Raw genomic sequence first — 24,335 nt, forward strand, 5'->3', positions numbered from 1 at the left:
TTACTTCAGCAGCTTATCCAGCAGATTAATATCAGCGTTGTTGTGCAGGTGTGGCACCGTCCAGCCGTTCTGATCGTATTCAGACAGGCAGCGATCGACCATCGCCATCATTTTGTCCATGTTGCCGGAGGTTTGCGCCTGACGCAGACACTGCAGGCGGATCTCATCCTGGCTACCGGAGTAGTTAATTTCATACAGCTCGTGGCGGCCGCCGAACTCGCTGCCGATCGCATCCCACATCAGTTTTAAGATCTTGATACGCTCGACGTGATCCATCCCGTTGGAGCCGCGCACGTACTTCGCCAGGTACTGGTCGATCTGCGGGTTGTTCAGGTCACGGGCGCTCGACGGCAGGTAGATAAGCCCACTGGTGACGTTACGTTCAATGATGTTTTTGATCTTGGCGTAGGCCATCGGGGCCATCACGCGGTAGGTTTGCAGCGCCGCGTGGTCCGGCAGGTACGCGCCGTTAACCCACGGGGTCGCTTCAGAGCACATGGAGTCGCTCAGCGCCCAGAACATGTTGCGCCATGCCACCACTTCACCAAGATCCGCCTGCACGCCGCGGAACTCAGAAGTGCCGGTACACTCCAGCGATTTCTTCAGCAGGCCGGTAATAAAGTCGAGCTTCACCGCCAGACGTACGCACGCCTGCAACGGATACATACGGGCAAAACCGCCTTCCATCGTCCAGCGACGGCAGCGATCGAAATCGCGGTAGATCAGCACGTTTTCCCACGGGATCAGTACTTTATCCATCACCAGGATCGCGTCGTTCTCGTCAAAGCGGCTGGAGAGCGGATAGTCGTACGGTGAACCAGTTGCGCCCGCCACCAGCTCGTAGGAAGCGCGGGAAATCAGCTTCACGCCTTCGGCATCCATCGGCGCGACGAACATCAGCGCGAAGTCCGGGTTTTCGCCCATCACCTGCGCGGAGCCAAAGCCAATCATGTTGTAGTGAGTCAGCGCCGAGTTGGTCGCCACCACTTTCGCGCCGCTGACGATAATCCCGGCATCGGTCTCTTTTTCCAGCTTGATGTAGACATCTTTCACTTCATCCGCTGGCTTGTGACGGTCAATTGGCGGGTTGACGATCGCGTGGTTGAAGTACAGGCCAGTTTCCTGAATGCGCGAGTACCAGTGGCGGGCGTTCTGCTCGAACTGGCCGTAGAACGCCGGGTTCGCGCCCAGCGCGCTGCCGAAGGCCGCTTTGTAGTCCGGGGTGCGCCCCATCCAGCCGTAGGAGAGACGTGACCACTCGGCGATGGCGTCGCGCTGCTGGCGCAGGTCGTCGGCACTTTTCGCCACGCGGAAGAATTTGTGAGTGTAGCCGCCGCTGCCGGTATCGGTGTTCCAGCACAGCTTGTCCTGCATTTCCGGTTTGTGCAGCGCATCGTACAGCTGGCCCACCGAGGCCGCCGCGTTGCGGAACGCAGGGTGGGTGGTGACATCCTTGACGCGTTCGCCGTAGATGTAGATCTCACGGCCATCCTGCAGGCTTTTCAGGTACTCTTCACCGGTTAACGGGCGTTTGGTGTCTGCGCGGAAATCTTCAGGTTTCATTCGGGTACACTCCAGTATTCATCGGATTTGTTAAATTTATGTTTTGTTCTTGTTTCGTAATTGAAGCGTTTAAAGGGCAGGCGGTGAAGAGACTTTTGGGTCAACGGCTGGTACTTTTCGGGCGAGGGGTGGTTCTGTGATCTGGGTAGGGTTTGGTGCGGTTCCCGGCGGCGCTTCGCTTGGCCGGGGAAAAATCACGACACCGGTACTTTCTGCGCGCGAAACGCACTCGGCGAACATCCCACTAAGCGGTTAAAAAAGCGGGCAAAATAGGCCGGATCCTTAAACCCAAGCTGCCAGGCAATCTCGCTCACCGCGCTGTCGGAAAACAGCAGCAGCCGCTTGGCCTCGCGCAGTTGCCTGTCGAATATCAACCTCTTCGGCGGGCGGTTGGCGAAGCGGCGGCAGATATCCGTCAGCCGGGATTCGGTCAGATGCAGCTCGTTGGCGTAGTCCGGTACCGTCCAGTGACGGTGATAGTGGGTATCAATCATCTGGTTAAAGCGCTGAAACAGCTTCAGCTCGCCGCGTACGCCGCTGGCCGCGTGGTCGTCCAGCGGCGCGTTGCGCAGTAGCAGCGTGAACACCGCCTGCGCCAGCAGCACCAGCGTGTGCTCTCGCCCCGCCAGGTCGGACGTCGACTCGCGCTGAATCAGCCGCCAGTAGTGCGCCAGCGCCGCCAGCTCTTCAGGCTTGTCCGCCAGCGACAGGCACATCCCCGGCAGGCCAAACGCCTCGCGGGTGCCGGGATACAGCACCTCCAGCAGCGGCCAGACCAAATCTTCGCGAACCGTCAGCACGTGGCCGTCGCTGTCCGACTCGGTGATAAACGCGTGCGGTACCGACGGTGGCGTCAGCACGAAAAGCGGTGCCTGCACCGAATAGCGATGATCGTCGAGCTGCAGCTCAATCTGCCCGGTATCAAGAAAATGCATCTGGAAAAACTGATCGTGTCGATGCGCCTGCATATCGCGGCCAAAAAACGCCGCCATGCGAGCGAACGACTGATAGTGCACATCCTTGCTGCCGAGACTCTCCTCATACTCGGTGCTGATGTCGATATTGGTAATCGCACGCTGGCACATAGCGGCGGCTCCTTACGGCGTGGCGCGCGGGCGCGAGGATTTCATCGGGATAATCCAGATAATCACCGACCCCAGCACCAGCAGCGCGGCGACAAACCACAATCCGCTGTTAAAGCTGCCGGTCACATCTTTCAACCAGCCGATCATAAACGGACTCAATGCCGATCCGATGTTGCCGGTGGCGTTGATCACCGCAATGCCGATCGCCCTCGCCCGCAGGCTGATGGACTGATCCGGCGTGGTCCAGAAGATCGCCATTGCGCTAAAGGAGCCGGTCGACGCCATCACGATTCCCAACAGCTGGATCAGGCTATGGTTGGTGGCCGAGGCCAGCAGCCAGCCGGCGGCGGCAAACAGGAACGGCAGCGCCGTGTGATGCTTACGCTCCTGGTACTTATCCGAATGGCGGCTCCAGTAAATCATGCCGAGAATAGTGCACACCTGCGGGATCGCCGCCAGCAGGCCGATGGTGATGTTGCTGCTGCCCTCGTTAAAGCTCTTGAGGATCTGCGGCGTCCAGATGCTGATGGCGCTCAGGGTGTTGGTCAGGCAGAAGTAGGCCAGCGTGTACATCAGGACGATCGGCGTAAACACTTCGCGCCACAGGCTGCGCTGCTGCATGGCGCGGTGGCTAATCGCGCCCTCGGGCTGCACGAGGGTCAGATGGTCTTTATCCATCATCTCCTGCAGGCACTTTTTATCCTCGTCAGTCAGCCATTTAGCCTTCGCCGGGGAGTCATCAAGCCAGTACCAGACCATCACGCCAAGCAGCACTGCCGGGAAGCCTTCCAGCAGGAACAGCCACTGCCAGCCGTGCATGTTCAGCAGGCCATCCATCGACAGAATATAGCCCGAGACAATCGAACCCAGCGCGGTGGTCACCGGCATGGCAATCATAAACAGGGCATTGGCGCGGGCGCGGAAAAACGCCGGGAACCAGTAGGTTAAGTAGAGCAGAATGCCGGGCAGGAACCCGGCTTCGGTGATGCCCACCAACATGCGCAGCACGTAGAGACTTTTCGGCCCGACGGCGAACATGGTGGCGGTGGAGGCGATGCCCCACAGCACCATAATGGTGGCAATCCAGCGTCGCGCGCCGACGATGCTCAGCATAATGTTGCTGGGAATACCGAAAATCACGTAGGTGGCGTAGAACAGCGTGGTGGCGAGGCCGAACATGGTGGCGTTGAGGCCGAGATCCGCCCCCATCGTCAGCCCGGCAAAGCCGATATTAATACGGTCTAAGAATGAGAAGATAAACAGCACAAACAAAAACAGAACCAAACGACGAAACAGTTTGTTGATAACCGATTGTTGGCCCGCCGTCAGCTGCTTGTGCTGGTCGGCCGGGTTGAGTTGCTCCGGGATTGCAGGTGATGTGTCGCTCATTATCCTTTCCTCTGATGGGAATTTGCGTAGGGTGAAGCTGGTTTTGCCCGGGGCGCTGCGCTTGCCGGGCCTACGGATAGGCCGGATAAGCGCAGCGCCGTTCGGCAGGGGTTAATACACGCCGGACGAACCCAGCGAGGTTTTCTCCGCGCCAAAGCGCGCCGCCAGCGCTTCTGCGCCGCGGGCCAGCAGCGTGGTATCGACGCCGACGGCGACAAACAGCGCCCCCAGTTCCAGATAGCGCTTCGCCAACTGTTCGTTTGCCATCAAAATCCCCGGCGCTTTCCCCGCCGCACGAATCTGCACGATGGCCTTTTCAATCGTCGCCTGCACTTCCGGGTGCTGCGGATTACCGGCATAGCCCATATCGGCGCTGAGATCCGCCGGGCCGATAAACACGCCGTCCACGCCGTCGACGTCGAGGATCTGCGCCAGATTGCTGACCGCTTCGCGGGTTTCAATCTGCACCAGCACGCACATCGCGTCGTTAGCCTGATGGAGATAGTCCGGCATACGGTTCCAGCGCGATGCACGCGCCAGCGCGCTGCCTACGCCACGAATGCCCTGCGGCGGGTAGCGGGTCGCGGCAACCGCCGCCCGCGCTTCATCGGCGTTCTGCACCATCGGCACCAGCAGGGTCTGGGCGCCTACGTCGAGCAGTTGTTTAATCTGCACCGCGTCGTTCCACGACGGGCGCACCACCGGCTGGCTTGGGTATGGCGCAATCGCCTGCAGTTGGGTCAGCACGGTCTGGACGTTGTTCGGCGCATGTTCGCCGTCAATCAGCAGCCAGTCGAAGCCCGCCCCCGCCAGCAGTTCAGCGCTGTAGCTACTGGAGAGCCCCAGCCACAGGCCAATCTGCGGCTGGCCGGCTTTCAGCGCGTCTTTGAAACTGTTCTTCATCATCGTTTTTTCCTTTATACGAACCGACAGGTGATCGCGCCCATGTTGCCGTAGTCGACGTGGAAGGTGTCGCCCTTACGCGCCGGTACCGGGCGGGTGAACGAGCCGCCGAGAATAATCTGCCCCGCTTCCAGCTGAACGTCGTACGGCGCCAGCTTGTTTGCCAGCCACGCCACGCCGTTGGCCGGATGGTTGAGCACCCCTGCGGCGACGCCGGTCTCTTCAATCACGCCGTTGCGATAGAGCAGCGCGGAGATCCAGCGCAGATCCAGTTCGTCGGGCTTAATCGGCCGGCCGCCGAGGATCACCCCCGCATTGGCGGCGTTGTCGGAGATGGTGTCGAACACCTTGCGCGGTCGCTGGGTTACCGGGTCCACGTTGTGGCTGCGGGCGTCAATCAACTCCAGCGCCGGGATCACGTAGTCGGTGGCGTTATAAACATCGAACAGCGTGCAGTTCGGTCCGCGCAGCGGTTTTGCCAGCACGAACGCCAGTTCAACTTCAATACGCGGCACGATAAAGCGGTCGGTCGGAATATCGCTGCCGTCGTGGAAGAACATGTCGTCGAGCAGCGCGCCGTAGTCCGGTTCGCTAATCTGCGAACTGGCCTGCATCGCTTTTGAGGTCAGGCCGATTTTGTGGCCTTTGAGCGTGCGACCTTCAGCAATCTTCATCTCAACCCATTCGCGCTGTATGGCGTAGGCGTCTTCGATGGTGATGTCCGGGTAATCCAGCGAGACAGCACGGATCTGCTCACGCTGTTTTTCAGCCTGATTCAGCCGCTGGGCAATCAGGGTACGGGTTTGTTTATCGAGCATAGTGATTCCTGTGGCTGTGTTTTCTCCCTCTCCCTGTGGGAGAGGGCCGGGGTGAGGGCATCAGGCCGCTGAGGTGCCCCCTCACCCTAACCCTCTCCCCAAAGGGGCGAGGGGACCGACCGAGCACATGTCTTATTTAAATAACGCGTGCACGTTGTTCTGTTTGTAATTCAGCGTCGGGTGCAGCTCGTCCATCTCAAACGACAGCGCCAGATAGCGGCTGTCCATCAGCGTGGCGAAGTGGGCTTTAATCAACCCGAACAGCATCTCCCCCACCTCCTGACGGCTCTCCAGGCTGCGCCCAGTACCGATTTTCAGCGTCATATGCACAAACGCGTAATCGTGCTTACCGTCGGCCATCTGCCACGTATCCAGCCAGTGGGCGCGGCTGCGGATGCCGCCGATCGGGAAAATCCCGGTGGCGGCCAGCGCCTCGTTCACCTTGCCAAACAGGCCCGGCAGGTCGGCCTGTTCACGGATGTTGGTGGTGCATTCAGCAATAAAGTGCGGCATGGTTGTTCCTCACGCGGGCAGCGGGAATACGGCGTTCACCTGCCCGGTACCGGAGCTGGCGAACAGGTCAGTGATAAACTCCACCTTGCCGTCGTACTTATCCCAGCCCAGCATCCCCAGCAGCATCACGGTGTCGTGCATATTGCCTTCGCCGTAGCAGTAATCGGCGTACTCCGGCAGCATGGTGCAAAACTCTTTGAACTTGCCTTCGCGCCACAGTTTGACCACGCGCTCGTCCATCTGATGGTCGAACTCGCGGGTGTAGCTGTTCATTCCCTCTTCCGCGCGCTGGTCGTCGATAAAGCGGTGCGACAGCGAGCCGCTGGCAAACACCGCCACCGTGCCGTCGTATTTCTCGATGGCTTTCAGGATTGCTTCGCCCAGCCTGCGGCTATCGGCAAAGTCGTGCACGGTACAGAACGCCGAAATAGAGACCACTTTGAAGTGCTTATCGGCGTTCATATAGCGCATCGGCACCAGCGTGCCGTACTCCAGCTTCAGGCTCGGAATGTTGTGCGCTTTGGCGCGCACGCCCAGCGCCACGGCTTCATCGGCAATCAGCTGACCCAGCGCCGGGTTGCCTTCATAGTCGTAGGTCATGTCGCGGATAAAGTGCGGCAGCTCGTTGCTGGTATAGATGCCCTTAAAGCTCTCCGCGCAGTTGATGTGGTAGGCGCTGTTCACCAGCCAGTGGGTATCGAACACGATAATGGTGTCGACGCCCATCTCGCGGCAGCGCTTGCCAATCTCTTTATGCCCGTCAATCGCCGCCTGACGACAGCCGAAGTTTTTCCCCGGAATTTCAGAAAGGTACATCGACGGCACGTGCGTGATTTTTGCTGCTAACGCTAACTTACCCATATCAAACTCCCCATTTCGGGATGGGATGGTCGCCCATAGAGATGCAGACGTTTTTCATCTCCGCGAACACTTCGAAGCTGTACTCGCCGCCCTCGCGACCGGTTCCGGAAGCCTTCACGCCGCCGAACGGCTGACGCAGGTCGCGCACGTTCTGGGTGTTGACGAACACCATCCCGGCCTCGATACCGCGTGCCAGACGCAGCACTTTGCTGATGTCCTGGGTCCAGATATAAGAGGCCAGGCCGTACTCAATATCGTTCGCCAGACGCAGACCTTCCGCCTCGTCTTTGAACGGCAGCAGGCAGGCTACCGGGCCGAAAATCTCTTCCTGGGCCACGCGCATACGGTTGTCGACGTCCGCCAGCACCGTTGGGCGCAGGAAGTTGCCGTTCTTAAGATGCGCAGGCAGATCGGTCGGTTTTTCCGGGCCACCGGCCAGCAGGGTCGCGCCCTCTTCGATGCCAAGGCGGATGTAGCCGGAGACTTTTTCCCAGTGCTGTTGGCTAATCAGCGCGCCGACCTGAGTATTTGGGTCGTTCGGGTCACCGACGCGCAGACGGTTGGCACGCTCGGCAAAGCGTTTGACGAACTCCGGGTAGATGCTCTGCTGGATAAAAATGCGCGAACCGGCGGTGCAGCGTTCGCCGTTGATGGAGAAGATGGTGAACAGCGCGGCGTCCAGCGCCCGTTCAATATCGGCGTCTTCAAAAATCAGCACCGGCGATTTGCCGCCGAGCTCCATGGAATACTTCTTCAGCCCGGCGTTTTTCATGATGTTGCGCCCGGTGGCGGTGCCACCGGTAAAGGAGACGGCGCGTACGTCATGATGGCGTACCAGCGCATCACCGGCGCTGGCGCCGTAGCCCTGCACCACGTTCAGCACGCCCGCCGGAATACCGGCTTCCAGCGCCAGCTCGCCCAGACGGTCGGCGGTCAGCGGCGACAGTTCGGACATTTTCAGCACCGCGGTGTTGCCCAGCGCCAGGCACGGCGCGACCTTCCAGGTGGCGGTCATAAACGGTACGTTCCACGGCGATACCAGCGCACACACCCCCACTGGCTGCACAAGGGTGTAGTTGAGCATCTTGTCGTCAACCGGGTAGGTTTTGCCGTTCATCTGCTGGCACACTTCGGCGAAGAACTCGAAGTTATGCGACGCGCGTGGGATCAGCACGTTTTTGGTCTGGTGGATCGGCAGGCCGGTGTCGGCGGTTTCCATCGCCGCAATTTCCGGCACGTTCTGGTCAATCAGGTCACCCAGACGGCGCATCAGGCGCGCGCGCTCTTTCATCGGCAGGTTAGCCCACTTCGGGAAAGCCTCTTTCGCCGCCGCGACCGCCTGGTTCACTTCCGCTTCACCGCCGGAGGCAACTTCTGCCAGCACCTCGCCGGTTGCCGGGTTGGTGGTGTGAAAATAGTCCTGACCGGCGACGTTTTTGCCGTTGATCCAATGGTTAATCTTTTTCATTTTGCAGACTCCTCGCTGATAATCCGGTTCACCAGGCGACCCACGCCCTCAACTTCCACCACCACTTCATCGCCCGGCACCACGTCGGACAGCCCTTTCGGCGTGCCGGTGGCGATCATGTCGCCCGGTTGCAGGGTCATAAATTCGCTGAGGTACGAGACCAGGAACGGCACGCTGAAGATCAGATCCGCGGTGGTGCCTTCCTGGCGCAGCTCGCCGTTAACATAGGTGCGCAGGGTGAGGTTATGCGGGTCGGGAATCGCCGCTTTAGGCACCACGTTGGGGGAGATCGGCGTCAGCCCATCGCGGCTTTTTACCCGCAGGTTCGGGCGGTAGTAGTTTTCCAGGTAGTCGCGGATGGCGTAGTCATTGCAGACCGTGTAGCCCGCGACGTAGTCCATGGCGTCGGCTTCGCTCACCTTGTGCGCGGTTTTGCCAATCACCACCACCAGCTCAGACTCATAGTGCATGTACTCGACGTTGTCCGGGCGTACCGAAGTCTGGTTGTCACCATTGAAAGTGTTAGGCGCTTTGATAAACACCAGCGGCTCTTCCGGCGGCTTAAAGTCCAGCTCGCTGGCGTGGTCAGCGTAGTTCAGCCCCAGCGCGAACAGCGTGCCATGGTCGTGCGGGCGCGGCACCGGGCGGGCGTCCGCTTCGGCAACCACCGGGTTTTCCAGCGGCGGGAAGCCTTCCGCCAACACGCGTACCTGGTCACCGGGACGCAGCGCAACGCGGCTGTGCGGGGTACCTATCAGAATGGCATCGCCTGGGTTCAGGGTGGCGAAATCGCTCAGGGCACTCAGCAACTCGGCGGCGCTGCGCTTAAGGTCAGCGGTGCTCCACTGGTCAGCATGACGACCGTTGATTTCGGTAATGATGGTCAGGTTGTCAACGTTATCAACGCTCACCACGTCACCCAGCGGGCAGAAGCCGTCGCGGCATTTGGCTTTAATCGCCGGGCGGTAGAAGCTCTCTTCCGGCAGGCTGACTTCGTTCGCCAGCGCGTAACCGGCGATATAGTCTGCGGCTTCCTCTACGCGGACTTTACGGGCCGTTTTGCCCACCACCAGCGCCACCGTCGCGCCGCTTAATACCGTTTCACCCTCTGGGAACGGGATCGGCTGACCGCCTTCGGTAACGGTATTGTGCGGTTTGATAAACCAGACGGCGGTTTTAGGCGGTGCCTTGTAGGGTGCCTGCTCGAACGCGTCGCGCCAGGCATCAAGCTGGCTGCGGTGGTTGAGCGCCACGGCGAAAACGGTACCTTTCATTTACAGCTCCTCAGAGACGACGAACAATTCATTAATATGTTAATGATGTGTTTTATGCTTCCGCCGCTCATTTAGCAAACACAAGTCAATTTTTTGTGACTTGATTAACAATAATTTCACATAAAATAAATCATATACATATTTATCAATTAGTTATAAAAACAACATTGCATTAACGTCAGGTTTCGGTAAAAATCAGCTGTCGATAAAAGCAACATTGCTATATTGTTCATATATTAATGATGAGAAGGCTGGAGTGGCAGAATGCACGATTCTTTAACCATCGCCCTGATGCAGGCGCGGGAAGTGGCGATGACCTATTTTCGGCCGATCGTAAAGCAGCATAATCTGACGGAGCAGCAGTGGCGCATTGTCCGCGTGCTGGTCGATAACCCATCGATGGATTTCCACGACCTGGCCGCCGCTACCTGTATTTTGCGCCCCAGTCTGACCGGGATCCTCACGCGTATGGAACGCGATGGCCTGGTGCTGCGCTTAAAGCCGGTGAACGATCAGCGCAAGCTGTACGTCTCGCTAACCAAAGAGGGGTATGCGCTTTACGAGCGCGCGCAGGCAAAAGTGGAAGAGGCCTATCAACAGATTGAAAAACAGTTCACGCCTGAAAAAATGAAGCAGCTCACCGCCCTGCTGCACGAGTTCATCTCCCTGCAAAAATAGTTTCCAAAATCTGCCTGTTTATTGATGTAAATCAGGCAGCATCCCGCTCTCTTCACGCCTCATTACGCCGTTACTTACCTTGATACACTTAGGTGGTACGTCATCTTAATAATTTTGAATTAGATCACAAAAATTTCTGAAACATGGGTTTAGTATTCGGAAAAAATGTGACACGGATTCACTAAATCTCATAAATGGACCGCAGTGCGTTGCTCCAGCCTCTTTTTGGCCCGGCAAATTATCTTCTCTCTGTATGACCGTAGTTGTGCCTGTCCACCCAACACAGGCCGTTTCACATTCTAAGAAGTAAAGGAAAGTTTTATGCGCACCACTGGTCATACGCGCTGGTTTATGGTGGCTCTTGTCACGCTTGGCACGATTCTGTGTTATTTAACCCGCAATACTATTTCGGCCGCAGCACCAACGCTGCAAAGCGATCTGCACATCACGACCCAGCAATATTCCTGGATTGTGGCCACCTTCTCCGCTTGTTACACCATCGCACAGCCTATCGCAGGTTATGTGCTGGATACCCTTGGTACCAAAGTTGGCTACACCCTGTTCGGCGGCATGTGGGCCATCTTCTGCATTGGCGCGGCCTTCACCAACAGCTGGCAGGGTCTGGCGCTGTGCCGCGGCCTGGGCGGCTTCGCTGAGAGTGCGATGATCCCCGCCGGTCTGAAGTCCGTTACCGAATGGTTCCCGGATAACGAACGTTCCGTCGCCGTCGGCTATTTCAACGTCGGCTCCTCCATGGGGGCGATTATTGCGCCGCCGCTGGTCGCATGGGCCATCTTCATTCACAGCTGGCGTCTGGCATTTATCATCGTCGGGATTGCCAGCATGGTCTGGGCGCTGGGCTGGTATCTGGTTTATAACCGCCCAGGGCAGTGCAAAAGCCTGAGCAAAGAGGAGTTCGACTACATCACCGATGGCCAGCCGGAGCGCAAAGTAGTGGATAAGGTGCATATCGGTCAGCTGCTGCGTCAGCGTAAATTCTGGGGTATCGCCCTGCCGCGCTTCCTTGCCGAACCGGCATGGGGGACGTTCAACGCGTGGATCCCGCTGTTTATGGTGCACACCTACGGCTTTAACCTGAAAGATATCGCCATGTTCGCGTGGATCCCGATGCTGTTTGCCGATATGGGCTGCATCATCGGTGGCTATCTGCCGGGGATTTTCCAGCGCGTCTTTGGCGTGAATATCGTGGTGTCCCGCAAACTGGTGGTGACCATGGGCGCAGCGCTGATGATCCTGCCAGGCATGGTCGGCCTGTTCAGCAGCCCGTTCGTCGCCATCGCCCTGCTGTGCGTCGGCGGCTTTGCTCATCAGTCGCTGTCCGGCGCGCTGATTACACTCTCTTCCGATATGTTCGATCCGGGTGAAGTGGCCACCGCCAACGGTTTTACCGGCATGGCAGCATGGACGGCGAGCACGCTGTTCGCCTTAGTGGTTGGTGCACTGGCCGACACCTTAGGCTTCAGCCCGCTGTTCGCGGTGCTGGCGGCGTTTGACGTGATTGGTGCGATTATTCTGTGGGCGCTACTGCGTTCGCCAGCGCCTGAGCTGGAAGTGAATCCAGCCATCTGACCTAACCCCCCGGCGGCGCTACGCTTGGCCGGGCTACATGAACGGTAGCCCGGGCGAGGCGCTAGCCGACCCCGGGGTGGCAAGCCGATTTACTCAAGATTCAACAACTGACTCACCAACGCAATATGGGTCTTAATCCCCACCGCCAGCGCATCCTCGTCAATGCGGAAATGCGGGTTATGCACGTTCCACGTCGCCCCTTTCTCTTTATTACCGCAGCCGATAAACAGGAACGTCCCCGGAATTTTCTCCTGATATGAGGAGAAATCTTCACTGCCGAACAACGCCTTTTCTTCCAGCTTCAGCGTGCCCGCCGGGAAGTGGCGGCCAATCGCTTCGCGGGCAATCGTGTTGGTCACCTCATGGTTATTGCCCACCGCATAGCCCTTCTGCCACTGGATATCGCAACCTGCGCCGTGCGCCGCCGCAATACCGTTCACAATGCGCGACATCAGCCCCGGCACCGCTTCCCGCACCTGCTGATTGTGGGTACGCAGCGTACCCGCCAGGCGCGCGCTGTCGGGGATAACGTTATAGCTATCGCCCGCCTGGAAGGTGGCAATGGTCAGCACCGGCGCGGTGCCAGGGTCGATATTACGCGCCACAATCTGCTGTAAGGCACCGACCATTTCAGCGCCAATGGTCACCGGGTCAATACAGTGCTGCGGCATCGAACCGTGGCCACCTTTACCGCGAATGGTGATATCAAAGTTGTCGCTGGAGGCCACATAAACGCCCTCTTTTAAGGCGATCGTCCCCACCGGGCTGGTCGGGAAAACGTGCAGACCGAAAATATGCTCCACATCGTCCACCACGCCCAGTTCAACCAGCTCGCGCGCGCCGCCCGGCGGCACCTCTTCGGCAGGCTGGAAGATAAACTTGATGCTGCCGTGCAGCCGGTCACGCAGCTGGCAGAGCACCTTGACCGCCCCCATCAGCATTGCCGCATGGGCATCGTGACCGCAGGCGTGCATCACGCCGGGCACGGTTGAACAGAAGCTTTCCCCGCTCTCTTCCTGTAGCGGCAGGGCATCGATATCGGCGCGCAGCGCCCACATCGGCCCCGGATGCGCGCCGCGCAGCACGGCAATCACGCAATTCTCCACCGGGCGGCTGATTTCCAGGCCGGCAAACGACGCCAGCTCGTGGGCGATATAGTCCGCCGTTGGCTTCTCCTGAAACGATAAATCCGGGTGGGCGTGAATATGGCGACGCCAGCGCAGCGCATCTTCAAAGGCCGCGGAGATTAACTGTTCAGTGGTGTGATTCATCAGATTTTCCTTCTACTCAACAACAGGCAGGCTGGCGACGGTACGGCGCTTCATCAGCGGCAGCACCGCCAGAGCGGAGCAGACCATCGCCAGTGACAGAAACGTAAACGCGCTGGCGTAACCGTGGGTGTTCTCCACCAGGTAGCCAATCACGATAGGTGAGACAAAGCCGCCCAGCGTGCCGCCGGTATTAATCAGGCCAATCGCCGAGCCCATCATATTTTCCGGCAGCCGCTTCATCGGCAGCGTAAAGGCGGTGACAAACGTCGCCATCAGGAAGACCTCGCCGACGAACAGCAGCAGGCTGGCGGTCAGCGGCGTGGCCGCATGGAAGATGGCGAAAATCGCCACGGCGCTCAGCAGCGCGCTGATGGCAATCACCAGTGGTTCACGATTGAGGAAATATTTGCCCACCAGCCAACCGGTACCGAGCGAAGAGATCCAGATCCCAAGACCGCCTGCCGCCACCACATAGCCGGAAGCCGATAGCGACATCCCCATATGCTGGACGAAGAATTTCGGCAGCCACGCCATCAGGCCGTAGCTGGGGATGTTGACGCAGAAAATCGACAGAAACAGCAGGATAACCGTCGGGTTACGCCACAGCGCCGCGCCGGAGACGGACTGCTTTTTCACGCTCGGCGTCACCTGCTGGCGCGGGACGCGCAGGGCAATCAGCGCGGCAATCACGCAGACCAACACCCCCAGAACGGTAAACGAGGTGTGCCAGCCCATGATTGCCAGCGCGTTCACCGCAATAATCGGCCCGATGGTCATCGCCAGCCCTGCGGAGGAGAGCAAAATCGACTGGGCAAAGGTGCGCTTCTCGACGCTGAAATTACTGACTACCGCCTTGGCGCAGGAGCACGGGTAGCCGGAATGGCCCACCCCCGCCAGAAAACGAAACAGCAGCAGTAAACCAAAACTCGCGCCCAGCGCACCGAAGCAGAGGGCAAAAATGCCCAGCGCCGCCAGCGACAGCACCAGCATGGTTTTGTAACCAATGCGGTCGTTCAGCCAGCCGGCAGGCACCTGAAACAGTGAATAGGCGAGGAAGAAGATCCCGGTGATATAGCCCAGCTGTTCGGCGTTAAGGCCAAACTCTTTTTCGATCGGCAGTAAAGCAAAGCCGGTCACGGTCTTGTCGATGTAGACAAATACGTAGCCAATAAACAGCAAAAAGATCATTTGAGACTGACTTTTCATTATTTTTCCGCCTTGTGTCTCATGAGGATAGATGTTGTGTGAGGACGATTGCCCCTACGTATCCTGGCCCTTTACCCGAAAGGCGGGAAGATGTAATTTTTCTATAGGTGATGCTTTTTTCTGATAGGGGTAAGCGGTGAAATATTTACCAAAAGTGAACCAGCTGCAGGCGCTAAAGCAGGTGGCGCGCAGCGGCAGCATCCGTGCGGCCGCCCGCGAATTAGGGCAGTCTCAGCCCGCGCTCAGCCGCACGTTGCGTGAGCTGGAGCAAACCCTGGGGACGCAACTTTTACTGCGCAGCAAAGAAGGCATCACCCTGACTGAAGCAGGCTGCGCCTTTTCGCAGCGCGCGGAGTGGGTGCTGGAGGAGTTGCGGCGCGCCGCCGATGAGGTGGAGCAGATAAACCATGCGACCCACGGCCGACTGACCATCGGCTACTCGTCGCTCATTGCGCTGACGGTTTTTCCCGCCGTCGCCGACGCCTTTAAGCAGGCGCTGCCGCAGGTGGCGCTCACCCTCAAAGAGGGGCAGCTCTCTTCGCTGTTGCCCGGCGTGCGCAGCGGTGAGATAGACCTGGCCGTCGGCTCCATCGACCCGATGCACCCGCCGGAAGGGGTGATGATTGAACCGCTGTTCACCACGCCGTTTTGCGTGGTGGCGCGCCATGGGCATCCGCTGGCCAATGAGGGGGATTTGATGGCGCTGCGGCGAGCAAAGTGGCTGCTGCCGGAGTCGCCGATGGGCTACTACCAGCAGCTACAGAATGAACTCGCCCACTTCTATCGCCAGCTGGCCATTGCGCCGCTGCGTACCGATTCGGTGATAACCGGGCTGAATATGGTGCTGGAATCCGACTACCTGACCATCGTCGCCCGCGCCATGAGCCAACCGCTTAAACTGGAAGGGAAAATCGTCACGCTGCCGGTCTCCACCCTGCCCGCCGCGCAGTATTGCGCGGTCTGGTCGCAGAAATCGGCGCTTACGGCTAACGCCCAGCAGTTTTTATCGCGGCTGCGCGGGGCGTGTCAGGGGTATAGCTGGTAGCTCGCCGCCATCCCGGCGGCGCTTCGCCTGGCCGGGCGACTTTTCCCTTATCCCGGTGTTATATCGCCACTAACTGACGCACACCCTGTGCCTCCATGTCGTCACCGCGCCCGCGCTGCACGATGGTGCCGCGCGACATCACCAGATAGCTGTCCGCCAGCTCGGCGGCAAAATCATAAAACTGCTCCACCAGCAGAATCGCCATATCGCCACGGTTGGCGAGGCTGCGAATCACCGCGCCGATCTCTTTGATCACCGACGGCTGGATCCCCTCGGTTGGCTCGTCGAGGATCAATAGCTGCGGCTTACACGCCAGCGCCCGACCGATCGCCAGTTGCTGCTGCTGTCCGCCCGAGAGATCCCCGCCCCGCCGCTGCTTCATCTCACGCAGCACCGGGAACAGCGCGTAAATCTCCTCCGGCACGCTTTTGGCCTGCGAGCCAGAAAAGCGCGACAGCCCCATCAGCAGGTTTTCTTCCACCGTCAGCCGCGGAAAAATCTCACGCCCCTGCGGCACGTAGGCAATCCCCTGCTGCACCCGCTGGTGCGGCTTGCAGTGGTTAATCAGCTTGCCCTGCCAGTGCAGCGTGCCGGATTTCGCCGGGATGATGCCCATCAGGCATTTCAGCAGCGTGGTTTTGCCCACGCCGTTGCGCCCCAGCAGGCAGGTAATCTCGCCCGGCGTGGTCTCAAACGACAGGCCGCGCAGAATATGGCTGCCGCCGTAATACTGATTTAAATCATTTACCTGTAACATATTAGCGCCCCAGATAGACGTCGATAACCTGCTCGTTGGCCTGCACCTCGCGCAGCGAGCCCTCGGCCAACACCTGCCCCTGATGCAGCACGGTGACGTGGTCGGCAATGGTCTCAACAAAGCCCATATCGTGCTCCACCACCATCAACGAGTGCTTGCCCGCCAGCCCGCGAAACAGCTCGGCAATATAGTCCGTTTCCGCATCGGTCAGACCGGCGGCGGGTTCATCAAGCAGCAGCAGGTGCGGTTCCTGCACCAGCAGCATGCCGATTTCCAGAAACTGCTTTTGCCCGTGGGAAAGCAGCCCCGACGGGCGATGGCGATGCGCGGTCAGCCGCAGCAGCTCCAGCACTTCGTCAATGCGATCCCGCTGGCTGCCGTTGAGCGTGGCGCGCAGGCAGGTCCAGACCGATTTATCCATCTTCAGGGCGATTTCGAGGTTTTCCATCACGCTCAACGCCTCAAACACCGTCGGCTTCTGGAACTTGCGGCCAATGCCCGCGCGGGCAATCTCCACCGACGACAGCCCCATCAGGTCGACGTTCTGGTCGTAGGTGACTTTGCCGCTGTCCGGCCGCGTTTTGCCGGTGATCACATCCATCAGCGTGGTTTTTCCCGCACCGTTGGGGCCAATCACACAGCGCAGTTCGCCGACGCCAATCGACAGCGACAGGTCGGTCAGGGCGCGAAACGAGTCGAAGCTGACGTTGATATTTTCCAACTGCAGCACCGGGTCGGTGGTGTCGCGATAGCGGTCCTGCGGCTGCGGCTGGGTGAACAGGGAATCAGTCATGCTTTCTCCTTTTGAGCAGGCCAATCACGCCGCGCGGCAGGAACAGGGTGACGAGAATAAACATCAGGCCGAGGAAAAAGAGCCAGAAGTCCGGGAAGGCGACGGTGAAGAAGCTTTTCGCCCCGTTGACGATCCCCGCGCCGAGGATCGGGCCAATCAGCGTGCCGCGCCCACCGAGCGCCACCCAGATGGCGGCTTCAATCGAGTTGGTTGGCGACATTTCGCTGGGGTTGATAATCCCCACCTGCGGCACGTACAGCGCCCCCGCCAGCCCGCACAGCACGGCGGAGAGCGTCCAGACGAACAGCTTGAAGCCTTTTGGATCGTAGCCGCAGAACATCAGGCGGTTTTCCGCATCGCGCACGGCGGTCAGCACCCGACCAAACTTGCTGCGGGTGAGCATCAGGCCAATCGCCAGCGAGCCCGCCAGCAGCAGCACGGTGGCGACAAACAGCGCAATGCGCGTGCCGGTCGCCGATACCGGAAAGCCCAGCAGCGTGGTGAAACCGGTAAAGCCGTTGTTGCCACCAAAGCCCGTTTCGTTGCGGAAAAACAGCAGCATCCCGGCGTAGGTCAGCGCCTGAGTCATGATCGAGAAGTAGACATCCTTAATGCGCGAGCGGAAGGCAAAGTAGCCAAACACCAGCGCCAGCAGGCCGGGGACGAGGATAATCAGACACAGCGCCCAGGCAAAATGTTGGGTGCCCGCCCAGAACCACGGCAGCTCGCTCCACGACAGGAACGACATAAACGCTGGCAGGCCGTCGCCGGACGCCTGGCGCATCAGGTACATGCCCATCGCGTAGCCGCCGAGGGCAAAGAACAGCCCGTGCCCCAGCGACAGCAGCCCGGCGTAGCCCCAGACCAGATCCAGCGCTACCGCCACGACCGCATAGCAGAGGATCTTACCCAGCAGCGTCAGCGTGTAGGTGGAGATAGCCAGCGGATTATCCGCTGGTAGCAGCGCCAGAAACGGCAGCACCAGCAGAACCATCAGCGCCAGCGCCGCCAGCGAGCAGGTCAGTCGCGGCGCACGCCGCGCGAGAGTTAACGTAATAGGTTGGCTCATCAGTCAATTACCCGCCCTTTGAATGCGAACAACCCCTGCGGCCGTTTCTGAATAAACAGCACAATCAGGACCAGAATGGCAATTTTGCCCAGCACCGCGCCAATCTGCGGCTCCAGCACTTTGTTCAGCACGCCCAGCCCCAGCGCGGCCACCACGGTGCCAGCCAGTTGCCCTACGCCGCCGGTCACCACCACCAGGAAGGAGTCAATGATGTACCCCTGCCCTAGCTCCGGGCCAACGTTGCCAAGCTGCGACAGCGCCACGCCGCCCAGCCCGGCAATGCCGGAACCGAGGCCAAACGCCAGCATATCCACGCGCCCGGTGGGCACCCCGCAGCAGTCCGCCATGCGGCGGTTTTGCGTTACCGCCCGCACGTTCATACCGAGACGGGTTTTGTTGAGCAGCAGCCAGGTCAGCGCTAATACGCCAATCACGAAGAGGATCACCGCAATGCGGTTGTACGGCAGCACCAGGTTTGGCAGTACGTTCCAGCCGCCGGAGAGCCAGGAGGGGTTCGCCACCTCAAGGTTCTGCGTGCCAAACAGCACGCGCACCAGTTGGATCAGCATCAGACTGATGCCCCAGGTGGCCAGCAGCGTCTCCAGCGGGCGACCATACAGGTGGCGAATAATAGTGCGCTCCAGCAACATCCCAATCGCCGCAGTCATAAAGAAGGCCACCGGCAGCGCCACCAGCGGATAAAGCGCCAGCCACTCCGGCGCCAGGCGTTGGAACGCGTCCTGCACCATCCAGGTAGCATAGGCGCCAAGCATTAGCATCTCGCCGTGGGCCATATTGATAACGCCCAGCAGGCCGTAGGTGATCGCCAGCCCCAGCGCGGCAAGCAGCAGAATGGAACCGAGGGAAATACCGCTAAACGCCTGCCCCAGCCAGTCGCCCCACTTCAGGCGCTGCTGCACCTGCTTCAGGCTTTCGGCGGCGGCGGCGCGTACCGCCGGGTCGGGTTCATTTTGCGGCTGCGTCAGTCGGCTGAGGCTCGCCTGCACCTGCGGGTCGCTGGCTTCACCCAACAGCTTCACGGCGTTGAGGCGCTGGTCTGCACGGCTATCGGAGAGCTGTAAATTGGCGACGGCAATCGCCAGCGCGGTGTGCACACCGGTATCCGCTTCGACTGCCAGACGCTGGCTGAGCATCGGCAGTTGGTCCTGCTGGGCGCTGTTTTGCAAGGTCAGCGCCGCGTTCAGGCGCACCTTCACGTCGTTGCTGACCAGTTGATGCGAGGCTAACGCGCTGGCCACCAGTCCGCGAATGCGGTTATTCATAAACACTTTTTTGGTGCTGCCAGCAGGCGCAGCGCTCCCTTCCAGCGGTGTTAGCTGGCCATTTTTTTCCGTAAACAGCTGGCCCTCAGCATCGCTGACCACCGATTCCTGGCTCAGCGCCTGCAACAGTGGCAGACGGTCAGCCTGCGGGGCGGCAGCCCACGCCTGAAGCAGCTGCGCCTGCTCGGTACGGCTGGCATGACCGTAATCGGCCGCCGCACCGGCCCGCGCAGGAAGACTGGTCAACAGGCCGCTTAAAAAGAGAAAGAGCAAGGCGGGGAAGTACAGCGCCGCGCGTTGTCTCATCATTATGTTCATCGTTGAATTCCTGTTGGTATACAAGATGGAATTCAATTAGCAATGTGCATGCCAAATATATAACAAACTGATTTTATTAGAATTAAAATAAAAACAATATCTTTATTCCATATTCTATCGCACCGCCACAGTACATCCGCGCACGGTAATAGCGCAGTTCGTCATAGGGAAAATAAATAGATTTAATCGTCGGTCAAAATAATTATTTATATCTCTCCCCTCTCTTATTCCATGTTATTTACGCGGTTATTTCAGGACGAAAAAAAATTATTCAAAGTGTGAAGGAATATGCAACTATCAAAATCGGTTATTGATAATGAGAAATGTTATACACAAAATTCGCATTTGCATTTTTTCATGTAGCACCACGCTGCTTCTTTAACTCACTACGCGCATCTTTGGGCCGATCGTTGTCTGCCCGTGCGCAGGAATGATGATGATTAATAAGAAATATACTCTCTGGGCGCTTAACCCCTTGCTGCTTGCCATGATGGCACCCGCCGTCGCCCAACAAAGCGATGACGAAAATATGGTGATATCCGCCAGCCGTAACAACCGCACCGTAGCCGAGATGGCGCAAACCACCTGGGTTATCGAAAATGCCGAACTGGAACAACAGATTCAGGGCGGTAAAGAACTGAAAGACGCGCTGGCCCAGCTGATTCCCGGCCTGGACGTCAGCAGCCAAAGCCGCACCAACTACGGCATGAACGTGCGCGGTCGCCCGCTGGTCGTGCTGATTGACGGCGTGCGCCTCAACTCCTCACGTACCGACAGCCGCCAGTTGGACTCCATCGACCCATTCAACATCGAACACATTGAAGTGATCTCCGGCGCGACCTCGCTGTACGGCGGCGGCAGTACCGGCGGGCTTATCAATATCGTGACCAAAAAAGGCCAGCCGGAAACCCAGGTCGAGTTCGAAGCGGGCACCAAAAGCGGCTTCAACAGCAGTAAAGATCACGACGAGCGTATTGCCAGCGCCGTCTCCGGCGGTAACGAGCATATCTCCGGGCGCATGTCGGTGGCCTATCAGAAATTTGGCGGCTGGTACGACGGTAACGGCGATGCCACCCTGCTCGACAACACTCAGACCGGGCTACAGTATTCCGACCGTCTGGATCTGATGGGCACCGGGACGCTGAATATTGATGAAAATCAGCAGCTACAGCTGGTCAGCCAATATTATAAAAGTCAGGGCGATGATGATTATGGCCTGAATCTGGGGAAAGATTTCTCGGCGCTGAACGGTACATCTAAACCGTACGTCAGCAGCGGGCTGAACTCGGATCGTATTCCTGGCACTGAGCGTCACCTGATAAGCCTGCAGTATTCCAACAGCGACTTCCTTGGTCAGGAACTGGTTGGTCAGGTTTACTATCGTGATGAATCGTTGAAGTTCTATCCTTTCCCGACGGTCACAAAAATCAACGATATCAACACCATGTCGAGTTTCTCTGCCTCACAGCAAAAAACCAACCAGTACGGCGCTAAGCTCACCCTGAACAGTACGCCGCTGGACGGCTGGCAGCTCACCTATGGACTGGATGCCGATCACGAACGCTTTACCTCCAACCAGATGTACTTCAATAAGGATCTGGCTAACGCTTCCGGCGGGATGAACAACCAGCAGATTTACACCACCGGGCGCTACCCTTCCTACGACATCAGCAACCTGGCGGCATTTTTACAGTCAAGCTACGACATCAACGAGATCTTCACCCTCAGCGGCGGCGTGCGTTACCAGTACACCGAGAATAAGATCGATGATTTTGTCGGTTATGGCGAGCAGCAGCAGATTGCCGACGGCACGGCCACCTCGGCCGATGCGATACCGGGCGGGTCTACCGATTACGACAACTTCCTGTTTAATGCCGGGCTACTGATGCACATCACCGAGCGGCAGCAGACGTGGTTTAACTTCTCTCAGGGCGTGGAGTTACCCGATCCGGGGAAATACTATGGCCGAGGGAAATATGGCCCAGCGGTCAACGGGCATCTGCCGCTCGTCAACAGCGTTAACGTCGATGACAGCAAACTGGAGGGGATCAAGGTCAACTCTTATGAGCTTGGCTGGCGCTACACCGGCGATAACCTGCGTACTCAAATCGCGGCTTACTACTCGCTGTCCGATAAGAACGTGAAGGCGAATAAAGATCTGACCATCAGCGTAATCGACGATAAACGTCGTATTTACGGCGTGGAAGGCGCGGTGGACTACTTTATTCCGGACACCAACTGGAGCACCGGCGGCAACTTTAACGTGTTGAAAACCGAGTCGAAGGTGAACGGCAACTGGGAAAAATATGACGTGAAGGTTGCCAGCCCGTCGAAAGCTACCGCCTATATCGGCTGGGCACCGGACCCGTGGAGCCTGCGCGTGCAGAGTACAACGTCGTTTAAGCTGCGTGACGAAGCGGGCAATGAGATTGATGGTTACACCACTATCGACCTGCTCGGCAGCTACGCTCTGCCGGTTGGTAAGCTGAGCTTCAGCGTCGAAAACCTCTTCGACCGTGATTACACCACCGTGTGGGGTCAGCGTGCGCCGATGTACTACAGCCCTGGCTATGGCCCGGCGTCGCTGTATGACTACAAAGGCCGCGGGCGGACGTTTGGGTTGAATTATTCGGTGCTGTTCTGATGGAAGAGTTACGCTGTTAGCTCGAGCCAGGGCAAAAAAACCTGATATTTGTCAGTAAGGTGAAGGGTTCCGTTCACTTTACGTCGGGTGGAATATGAAGTTCCTTCACCGGTGAACGGGCCAAGGGGTGCGGCCGCGCACCCCTTCGCAATCCCCGCGGCCCCGCAGGGAAATCGGTGCTTCGCACTACGCTCGCCTACGACTCCAGCCTGCGGCACGGCGAAACTCGACGTCCTGTCTCGGTTCGCCTCAGTCCGCCATCCATGGCGGACTGACCTTGTCTTCCGTGCTACGGCTCGCCGATTTCCAGCGGGGACTCATCGGTTTCAGTGACTTTGGTTTTTGCTGTTAGCTAAAAGACCGCACGTTTTTTGATGGCGTCTAAATCGCCAAATCGCTCCCTGCTCCCGCGCAGTTTATATGGCTCGCGCTGGAAGGGAGCGCAACAGAGTGATAAACCCAGATGGATCTCCCCTCCATCAAACCACTGCCCCCGTTACCAAACCTTACTTCCCACCCGTTTTCACCGGCGTATCCGGCTTCTTATCATTCCCTGGAATATACGGGCTCCACGGCTGTGCACGCACCGGCTTATCGGTGTTCCACACCACGTTAAACTGACCGTTCTCTTCAATTTCGCCAATCATCACCGGCTTATGCAGATGGTGGTTGGTCGCGTCCATGGTCAACGTAAAGCCGCTCGGTGCCGCAAAGGTCTGCCCGGCCATCGCCGCACGCACCTTATCCACGTCGGTCGTTCCCGCCTTCTCCACCGCCTGCGCCCACATATGAATGCCGACGTAGGTTGCTTCCATCGGGTCGTTGGTGACCACGGTATCGGCGTTCGGCAGCTTGTGCGCTTTGGCATAAGCGCGATAATCCGCGACAAACTTCTCGTTCACCGGGTTACTCACCGACTCAAAGTAGTTCCACGCCGCCAGATGCCCCACCAGCGGTTTGGTATCAATGCCGCGTAGCTCTTCTTCACCGACGGAGAACGCCACCACCGGCACATCGGTGGCTTTAATGCCCTGGTTGGCCAGCTCTTTGTAGAACGGTACGTTAGAGTCGCCGTTGATGGTGGAGATCACCGCCGTTTTACCGCCCGCGGAGAATTTTTTGATGTTCGCCACGATGGTCTGGTAGTCGCTGTAGCCAAACGGCGTGTAGACCTCTTCAATATCTTTATCCTGAACCCCTTTCGAGTGCAGGAAGGCGCGCAGGATCTTGTTGGTGGTGCGCGGGTAGACATAGTCGGTGCCGAGCAGGAAGAAGCGCTTCGCGCTGCCGCCGTCTTCGCTCATCATATATTCCACCGCCGGAATCGCCTGCTGGTTTGGCGCCGCGCCGGTGTAGAAGACGTTTGGCGACATCTCTTCGCCTTCATACTGCACCGGGTAGAACAGCAGGCCGTTCAGCTCTTCAAACACCGGCAGCACGGATTTACGCGATACCGAGGTCCAGCAGCCGAACACCGCCGCCACTTTATCCTGGGTCAGCAGTTGGCGCGCTTTCTCCGCGAACAGCGGCCAGTTGGAGGCCGGGTCAACCACTACCGGCTCGAGCTTTTTGCCCAGCACGCCGCCCTTGGCATTGATCTCATCGATGGTCATCAGCGCCACGTCTTTCAGCGGCGTTTCGGAAATCGCCATGGTGCCGGAGAGCGAATGCATAATGCCGATTTTAATGGTGTCCGCTGCGTATGCCTGCAAAGAGAAGCCCATGCTCAAAAAGGTGGCCGACAGGGCAAATGCTTTCAGTAAAGAACGTCTTTTCATGACCAAAACCCCTAAACGATATTGAGTGA

The 24,335-nt window shown here is 58.5% G+C and carries 20 protein-coding genes; 4 read left to right on the top strand and 16 right to left on the bottom strand.

Translation table 11 applies throughout. The features are described 5' to 3' along the window. The 9 genes from hpaB to hpaG all read right to left on the bottom strand — a co-directional run bounded on the left by hpaB (position 1) and on the right by hpaG (position 9,874). Positions 1-1,563, bottom strand: a complete 1,563-nt coding sequence (hpaB, locus tag HII27_RS07050; protein ID WP_035896538.1) for a 4-hydroxyphenylacetate 3-monooxygenase, oxygenase component — start codon at positions 1,561-1,563, stop codon at positions 1-3. 194 nt (positions 1,564-1,757) lie between these two features. After that, positions 1,758-2,648 carry a 4-hydroxyphenylacetate catabolism regulatory protein HpaA gene (gene hpaA / locus HII27_RS07055; protein WP_185667220.1) on the bottom strand — a complete coding sequence of 297 codons (891 nt, stop codon included), beginning with the start codon at positions 2,646-2,648 and terminating at the stop codon, positions 1,758-1,760. Between the two features lie 12 nt (positions 2,649-2,660). Then, the gene (gene hpaX / locus HII27_RS07060; RefSeq protein WP_185667221.1) at positions 2,661-4,037 is read right to left on the bottom strand and encodes a 4-hydroxyphenylacetate permease; all 1,377 of its coding nucleotides are present in this window, start codon (positions 4,035-4,037) and stop codon (positions 2,661-2,663) included. 111 nt (positions 4,038-4,148) lie between these two features. Continuing rightward, positions 4,149-4,940, bottom strand: coding sequence for a 4-hydroxy-2-oxoheptanedioate aldolase (hpaI, locus tag HII27_RS07065; protein ID WP_185667321.1), 792 nt, complete (start codon positions 4,938-4,940; stop codon positions 4,149-4,151). A 14-nt stretch (positions 4,941-4,954) separates the two neighbouring features. Continuing rightward, positions 4,955-5,758: a 2-oxo-hept-4-ene-1,7-dioate hydratase gene (hpaH, locus tag HII27_RS07070; RefSeq protein ID WP_185667222.1), complete on the bottom strand. Its 804-nt coding sequence runs from the start codon at positions 5,756-5,758 to the stop codon at positions 4,955-4,957. 132 nt (positions 5,759-5,890) lie between these two features. Beyond that, complete coding sequence (locus tag HII27_RS07075) at positions 5,891-6,271, bottom strand: 5-carboxymethyl-2-hydroxymuconate Delta-isomerase (protein WP_185667223.1); 381 nt, start codon at positions 6,269-6,271, stop codon at positions 5,891-5,893. Positions 6,272-6,280: 9 nt separating this feature from the next. After that, a complete protein-coding gene (gene hpaD, locus HII27_RS07080; protein ID WP_185667224.1) occupies positions 6,281-7,132 on the bottom strand; it encodes a 3,4-dihydroxyphenylacetate 2,3-dioxygenase in 852 nt (283 codons plus the stop codon). A gap of 1 nt (position 7,133) precedes the next feature. Continuing rightward, positions 7,134-8,600, bottom strand: coding sequence for a 5-carboxymethyl-2-hydroxymuconate semialdehyde dehydrogenase (hpaE, locus tag HII27_RS07085; protein WP_185667225.1), 1,467 nt, complete (start codon positions 8,598-8,600; stop codon positions 7,134-7,136). Next, positions 8,597-9,874 (bottom strand): 4-hydroxyphenylacetate degradation bifunctional isomerase/decarboxylase, encoded by a 1,278-nt coding sequence (hpaG, locus tag HII27_RS07090; protein WP_185667226.1) that lies wholly within the window; start codon positions 9,872-9,874, stop codon positions 8,597-8,599. Before hpaG ends, hpaE begins: the two co-directional genes overlap by 4 nt. A gap of 264 nt (positions 9,875-10,138) precedes the next feature. Between hpaG and hpaR the strand changes: the two genes are divergently transcribed. Together hpaR and HII27_RS07100 are read left to right on the top strand one after the other, a co-directional pair. Further along, a complete protein-coding gene (gene hpaR, locus HII27_RS07095) occupies positions 10,139-10,552 on the top strand; it encodes a homoprotocatechuate degradation operon regulator HpaR (RefSeq protein ID WP_185667227.1) in 414 nt (137 codons plus the stop codon). A 321-nt stretch (positions 10,553-10,873) separates the two neighbouring features. Next, a complete protein-coding gene (locus tag HII27_RS07100; protein ID WP_185667228.1) occupies positions 10,874-12,142 on the top strand; it encodes an MFS transporter in 1,269 nt (422 codons plus the stop codon). Between the two features lie 89 nt (positions 12,143-12,231). Here the strand turns inward: HII27_RS07100 and HII27_RS07105 are convergent, their stop codons facing one another. After that, on the bottom strand, positions 12,232-13,413 hold the full coding sequence (locus HII27_RS07105) for an amidohydrolase (RefSeq protein ID WP_185667229.1): 1,182 nt from the start codon (positions 13,411-13,413) through the stop codon (positions 12,232-12,234). 12 nt (positions 13,414-13,425) lie between these two features. Beyond that, positions 13,426-14,619 carry an MFS transporter gene (locus tag HII27_RS07110; protein ID WP_185667230.1) on the bottom strand — a complete coding sequence of 398 codons (1,194 nt, stop codon included), beginning with the start codon at positions 14,617-14,619 and terminating at the stop codon, positions 13,426-13,428. Positions 14,620-14,755: 136 nt separating this feature from the next. Here HII27_RS07110 and HII27_RS07115 point away from each other — a divergent pair, with 136 nt between their 5' ends. Beyond that, complete coding sequence (locus tag HII27_RS07115) at positions 14,756-15,664, top strand: LysR substrate-binding domain-containing protein (RefSeq protein ID WP_185667231.1); 909 nt, start codon at positions 14,756-14,758, stop codon at positions 15,662-15,664. A gap of 58 nt (positions 15,665-15,722) precedes the next feature. Here the strand turns inward: HII27_RS07115 and urtE are convergent, their stop codons facing one another. The 4 genes from urtE to urtB are packed head-to-tail and all read right to left on the bottom strand — an operon-like array spanning position 15,723 to position 19,875. Then, positions 15,723-16,421 carry an urea ABC transporter ATP-binding subunit UrtE gene (gene urtE / locus HII27_RS07120; RefSeq protein ID WP_185667232.1) on the bottom strand — a complete coding sequence of 233 codons (699 nt, stop codon included), beginning with the start codon at positions 16,419-16,421 and terminating at the stop codon, positions 15,723-15,725. Position 16,422: 1 nt separating this feature from the next. Next, the gene (gene urtD / locus HII27_RS07125) at positions 16,423-17,214 is read right to left on the bottom strand and encodes an urea ABC transporter ATP-binding protein UrtD (protein ID WP_185667233.1); all 792 of its coding nucleotides are present in this window, start codon (positions 17,212-17,214) and stop codon (positions 16,423-16,425) included. Further along, entirely contained in the window at positions 17,207-18,283 is a 1,077-nt protein-coding gene (gene urtC, locus HII27_RS07130; protein ID WP_185667234.1) for an urea ABC transporter permease subunit UrtC, read from the bottom strand. The genes urtD and urtC overlap by 8 nt, the downstream gene beginning before the upstream one ends. Next, complete coding sequence (gene urtB, locus HII27_RS07135; RefSeq protein ID WP_396401350.1) at positions 18,283-19,875, bottom strand: urea ABC transporter permease subunit UrtB; 1,593 nt, start codon at positions 19,873-19,875, stop codon at positions 18,283-18,285. The genes urtC and urtB overlap by 1 nt, the downstream gene beginning before the upstream one ends. Positions 19,876-20,317: 442 nt before the next feature. On the opposite strand from urtB, the gene iutA reads away from it, so the two are divergent. Next, on the top strand, positions 20,318-22,528 hold the full coding sequence (iutA, locus tag HII27_RS07140; RefSeq protein WP_185667323.1) for a ferric aerobactin receptor IutA: 2,211 nt from the start codon (positions 20,318-20,320) through the stop codon (positions 22,526-22,528). 506 nt (positions 22,529-23,034) lie between these two features. Here the strand turns inward: iutA and urtA are convergent. Beyond that, on the bottom strand, positions 23,035-24,306 hold the full coding sequence (gene urtA / locus HII27_RS07145; RefSeq protein WP_185667235.1) for an urea ABC transporter substrate-binding protein: 1,272 nt from the start codon (positions 24,304-24,306) through the stop codon (positions 23,035-23,037). Positions 24,307-24,335: the final 29 nt, after the last annotated feature.

Source organism: Kluyvera sichuanensis (assembly GCF_014218705.1).
Taxonomy (GTDB): Bacteria; Pseudomonadota; Gammaproteobacteria; order Enterobacterales; family Enterobacteriaceae; genus Kluyvera; species Kluyvera sichuanensis.

Excerpts from the sequence above, each read along its gene's own strand:
- hpaB (WP_035896538.1), bottom strand. The coding sequence starts at position 1,563 with ATGAAACCTGAAGATTTCCGCGCAGACACCAAACGCCCGTTAACCGGT.
- hpaA (WP_185667220.1), bottom strand. The coding sequence starts at position 2,648 with ATGTGCCAGCGTGCGATTACCAATATCGACATCAGCACCGAGTATGAG.
- hpaX (WP_185667221.1), bottom strand. The coding sequence starts at position 4,037 with ATGAGCGACACATCACCTGCAATCCCGGAGCAACTCAACCCGGCCGAC.
- hpaI (WP_185667321.1), bottom strand. The coding sequence starts at position 4,940 with ATGAAGAACAGTTTCAAAGACGCGCTGAAAGCCGGCCAGCCGCAGATT.
- hpaH (WP_185667222.1), bottom strand. The coding sequence starts at position 5,758 with ATGCTCGATAAACAAACCCGTACCCTGATTGCCCAGCGGCTGAATCAG.
- HII27_RS07075 (WP_185667223.1), bottom strand. The coding sequence starts at position 6,271 with ATGCCGCACTTTATTGCTGAATGCACCACCAACATCCGTGAACAGGCC.
- hpaD (WP_185667224.1), bottom strand. The coding sequence starts at position 7,132 with ATGGGTAAGTTAGCGTTAGCAGCAAAAATCACGCACGTGCCGTCGATG.
- hpaE (WP_185667225.1), bottom strand. The coding sequence starts at position 8,600 with ATGAAAAAGATTAACCATTGGATCAACGGCAAAAACGTCGCCGGTCAG.
- hpaG (WP_185667226.1), bottom strand. The coding sequence starts at position 9,874 with ATGAAAGGTACCGTTTTCGCCGTGGCGCTCAACCACCGCAGCCAGCTT.
- hpaR (WP_185667227.1), top strand. The coding sequence starts at position 10,139 with ATGCACGATTCTTTAACCATCGCCCTGATGCAGGCGCGGGAAGTGGCG.
- HII27_RS07100 (WP_185667228.1), top strand. The coding sequence starts at position 10,874 with ATGCGCACCACTGGTCATACGCGCTGGTTTATGGTGGCTCTTGTCACG.
- HII27_RS07105 (WP_185667229.1), bottom strand. The coding sequence starts at position 13,413 with ATGAATCACACCACTGAACAGTTAATCTCCGCGGCCTTTGAAGATGCG.
- HII27_RS07110 (WP_185667230.1), bottom strand. The coding sequence starts at position 14,619 with ATGAAAAGTCAGTCTCAAATGATCTTTTTGCTGTTTATTGGCTACGTA.
- urtE (WP_185667232.1), bottom strand. The coding sequence starts at position 16,421 with ATGTTACAGGTAAATGATTTAAATCAGTATTACGGCGGCAGCCATATT.
- urtD (WP_185667233.1), bottom strand. The coding sequence starts at position 17,214 with ATGACTGATTCCCTGTTCACCCAGCCGCAGCCGCAGGACCGCTATCGC.
- urtC (WP_185667234.1), bottom strand. The coding sequence starts at position 18,283 with ATGAGCCAACCTATTACGTTAACTCTCGCGCGGCGTGCGCCGCGACTG.
- urtB (WP_396401350.1), bottom strand. The coding sequence starts at position 19,875 with ATGATGAGACAACGCGCGGCGCTGTACTTCCCCGCCTTGCTCTTTCTC.
- iutA (WP_185667323.1), top strand. The coding sequence starts at position 20,318 with ATGATGATTAATAAGAAATATACTCTCTGGGCGCTTAACCCCTTGCTG.
- urtA (WP_185667235.1), bottom strand. The coding sequence starts at position 24,306 with ATGAAAAGACGTTCTTTACTGAAAGCATTTGCCCTGTCGGCCACCTTT.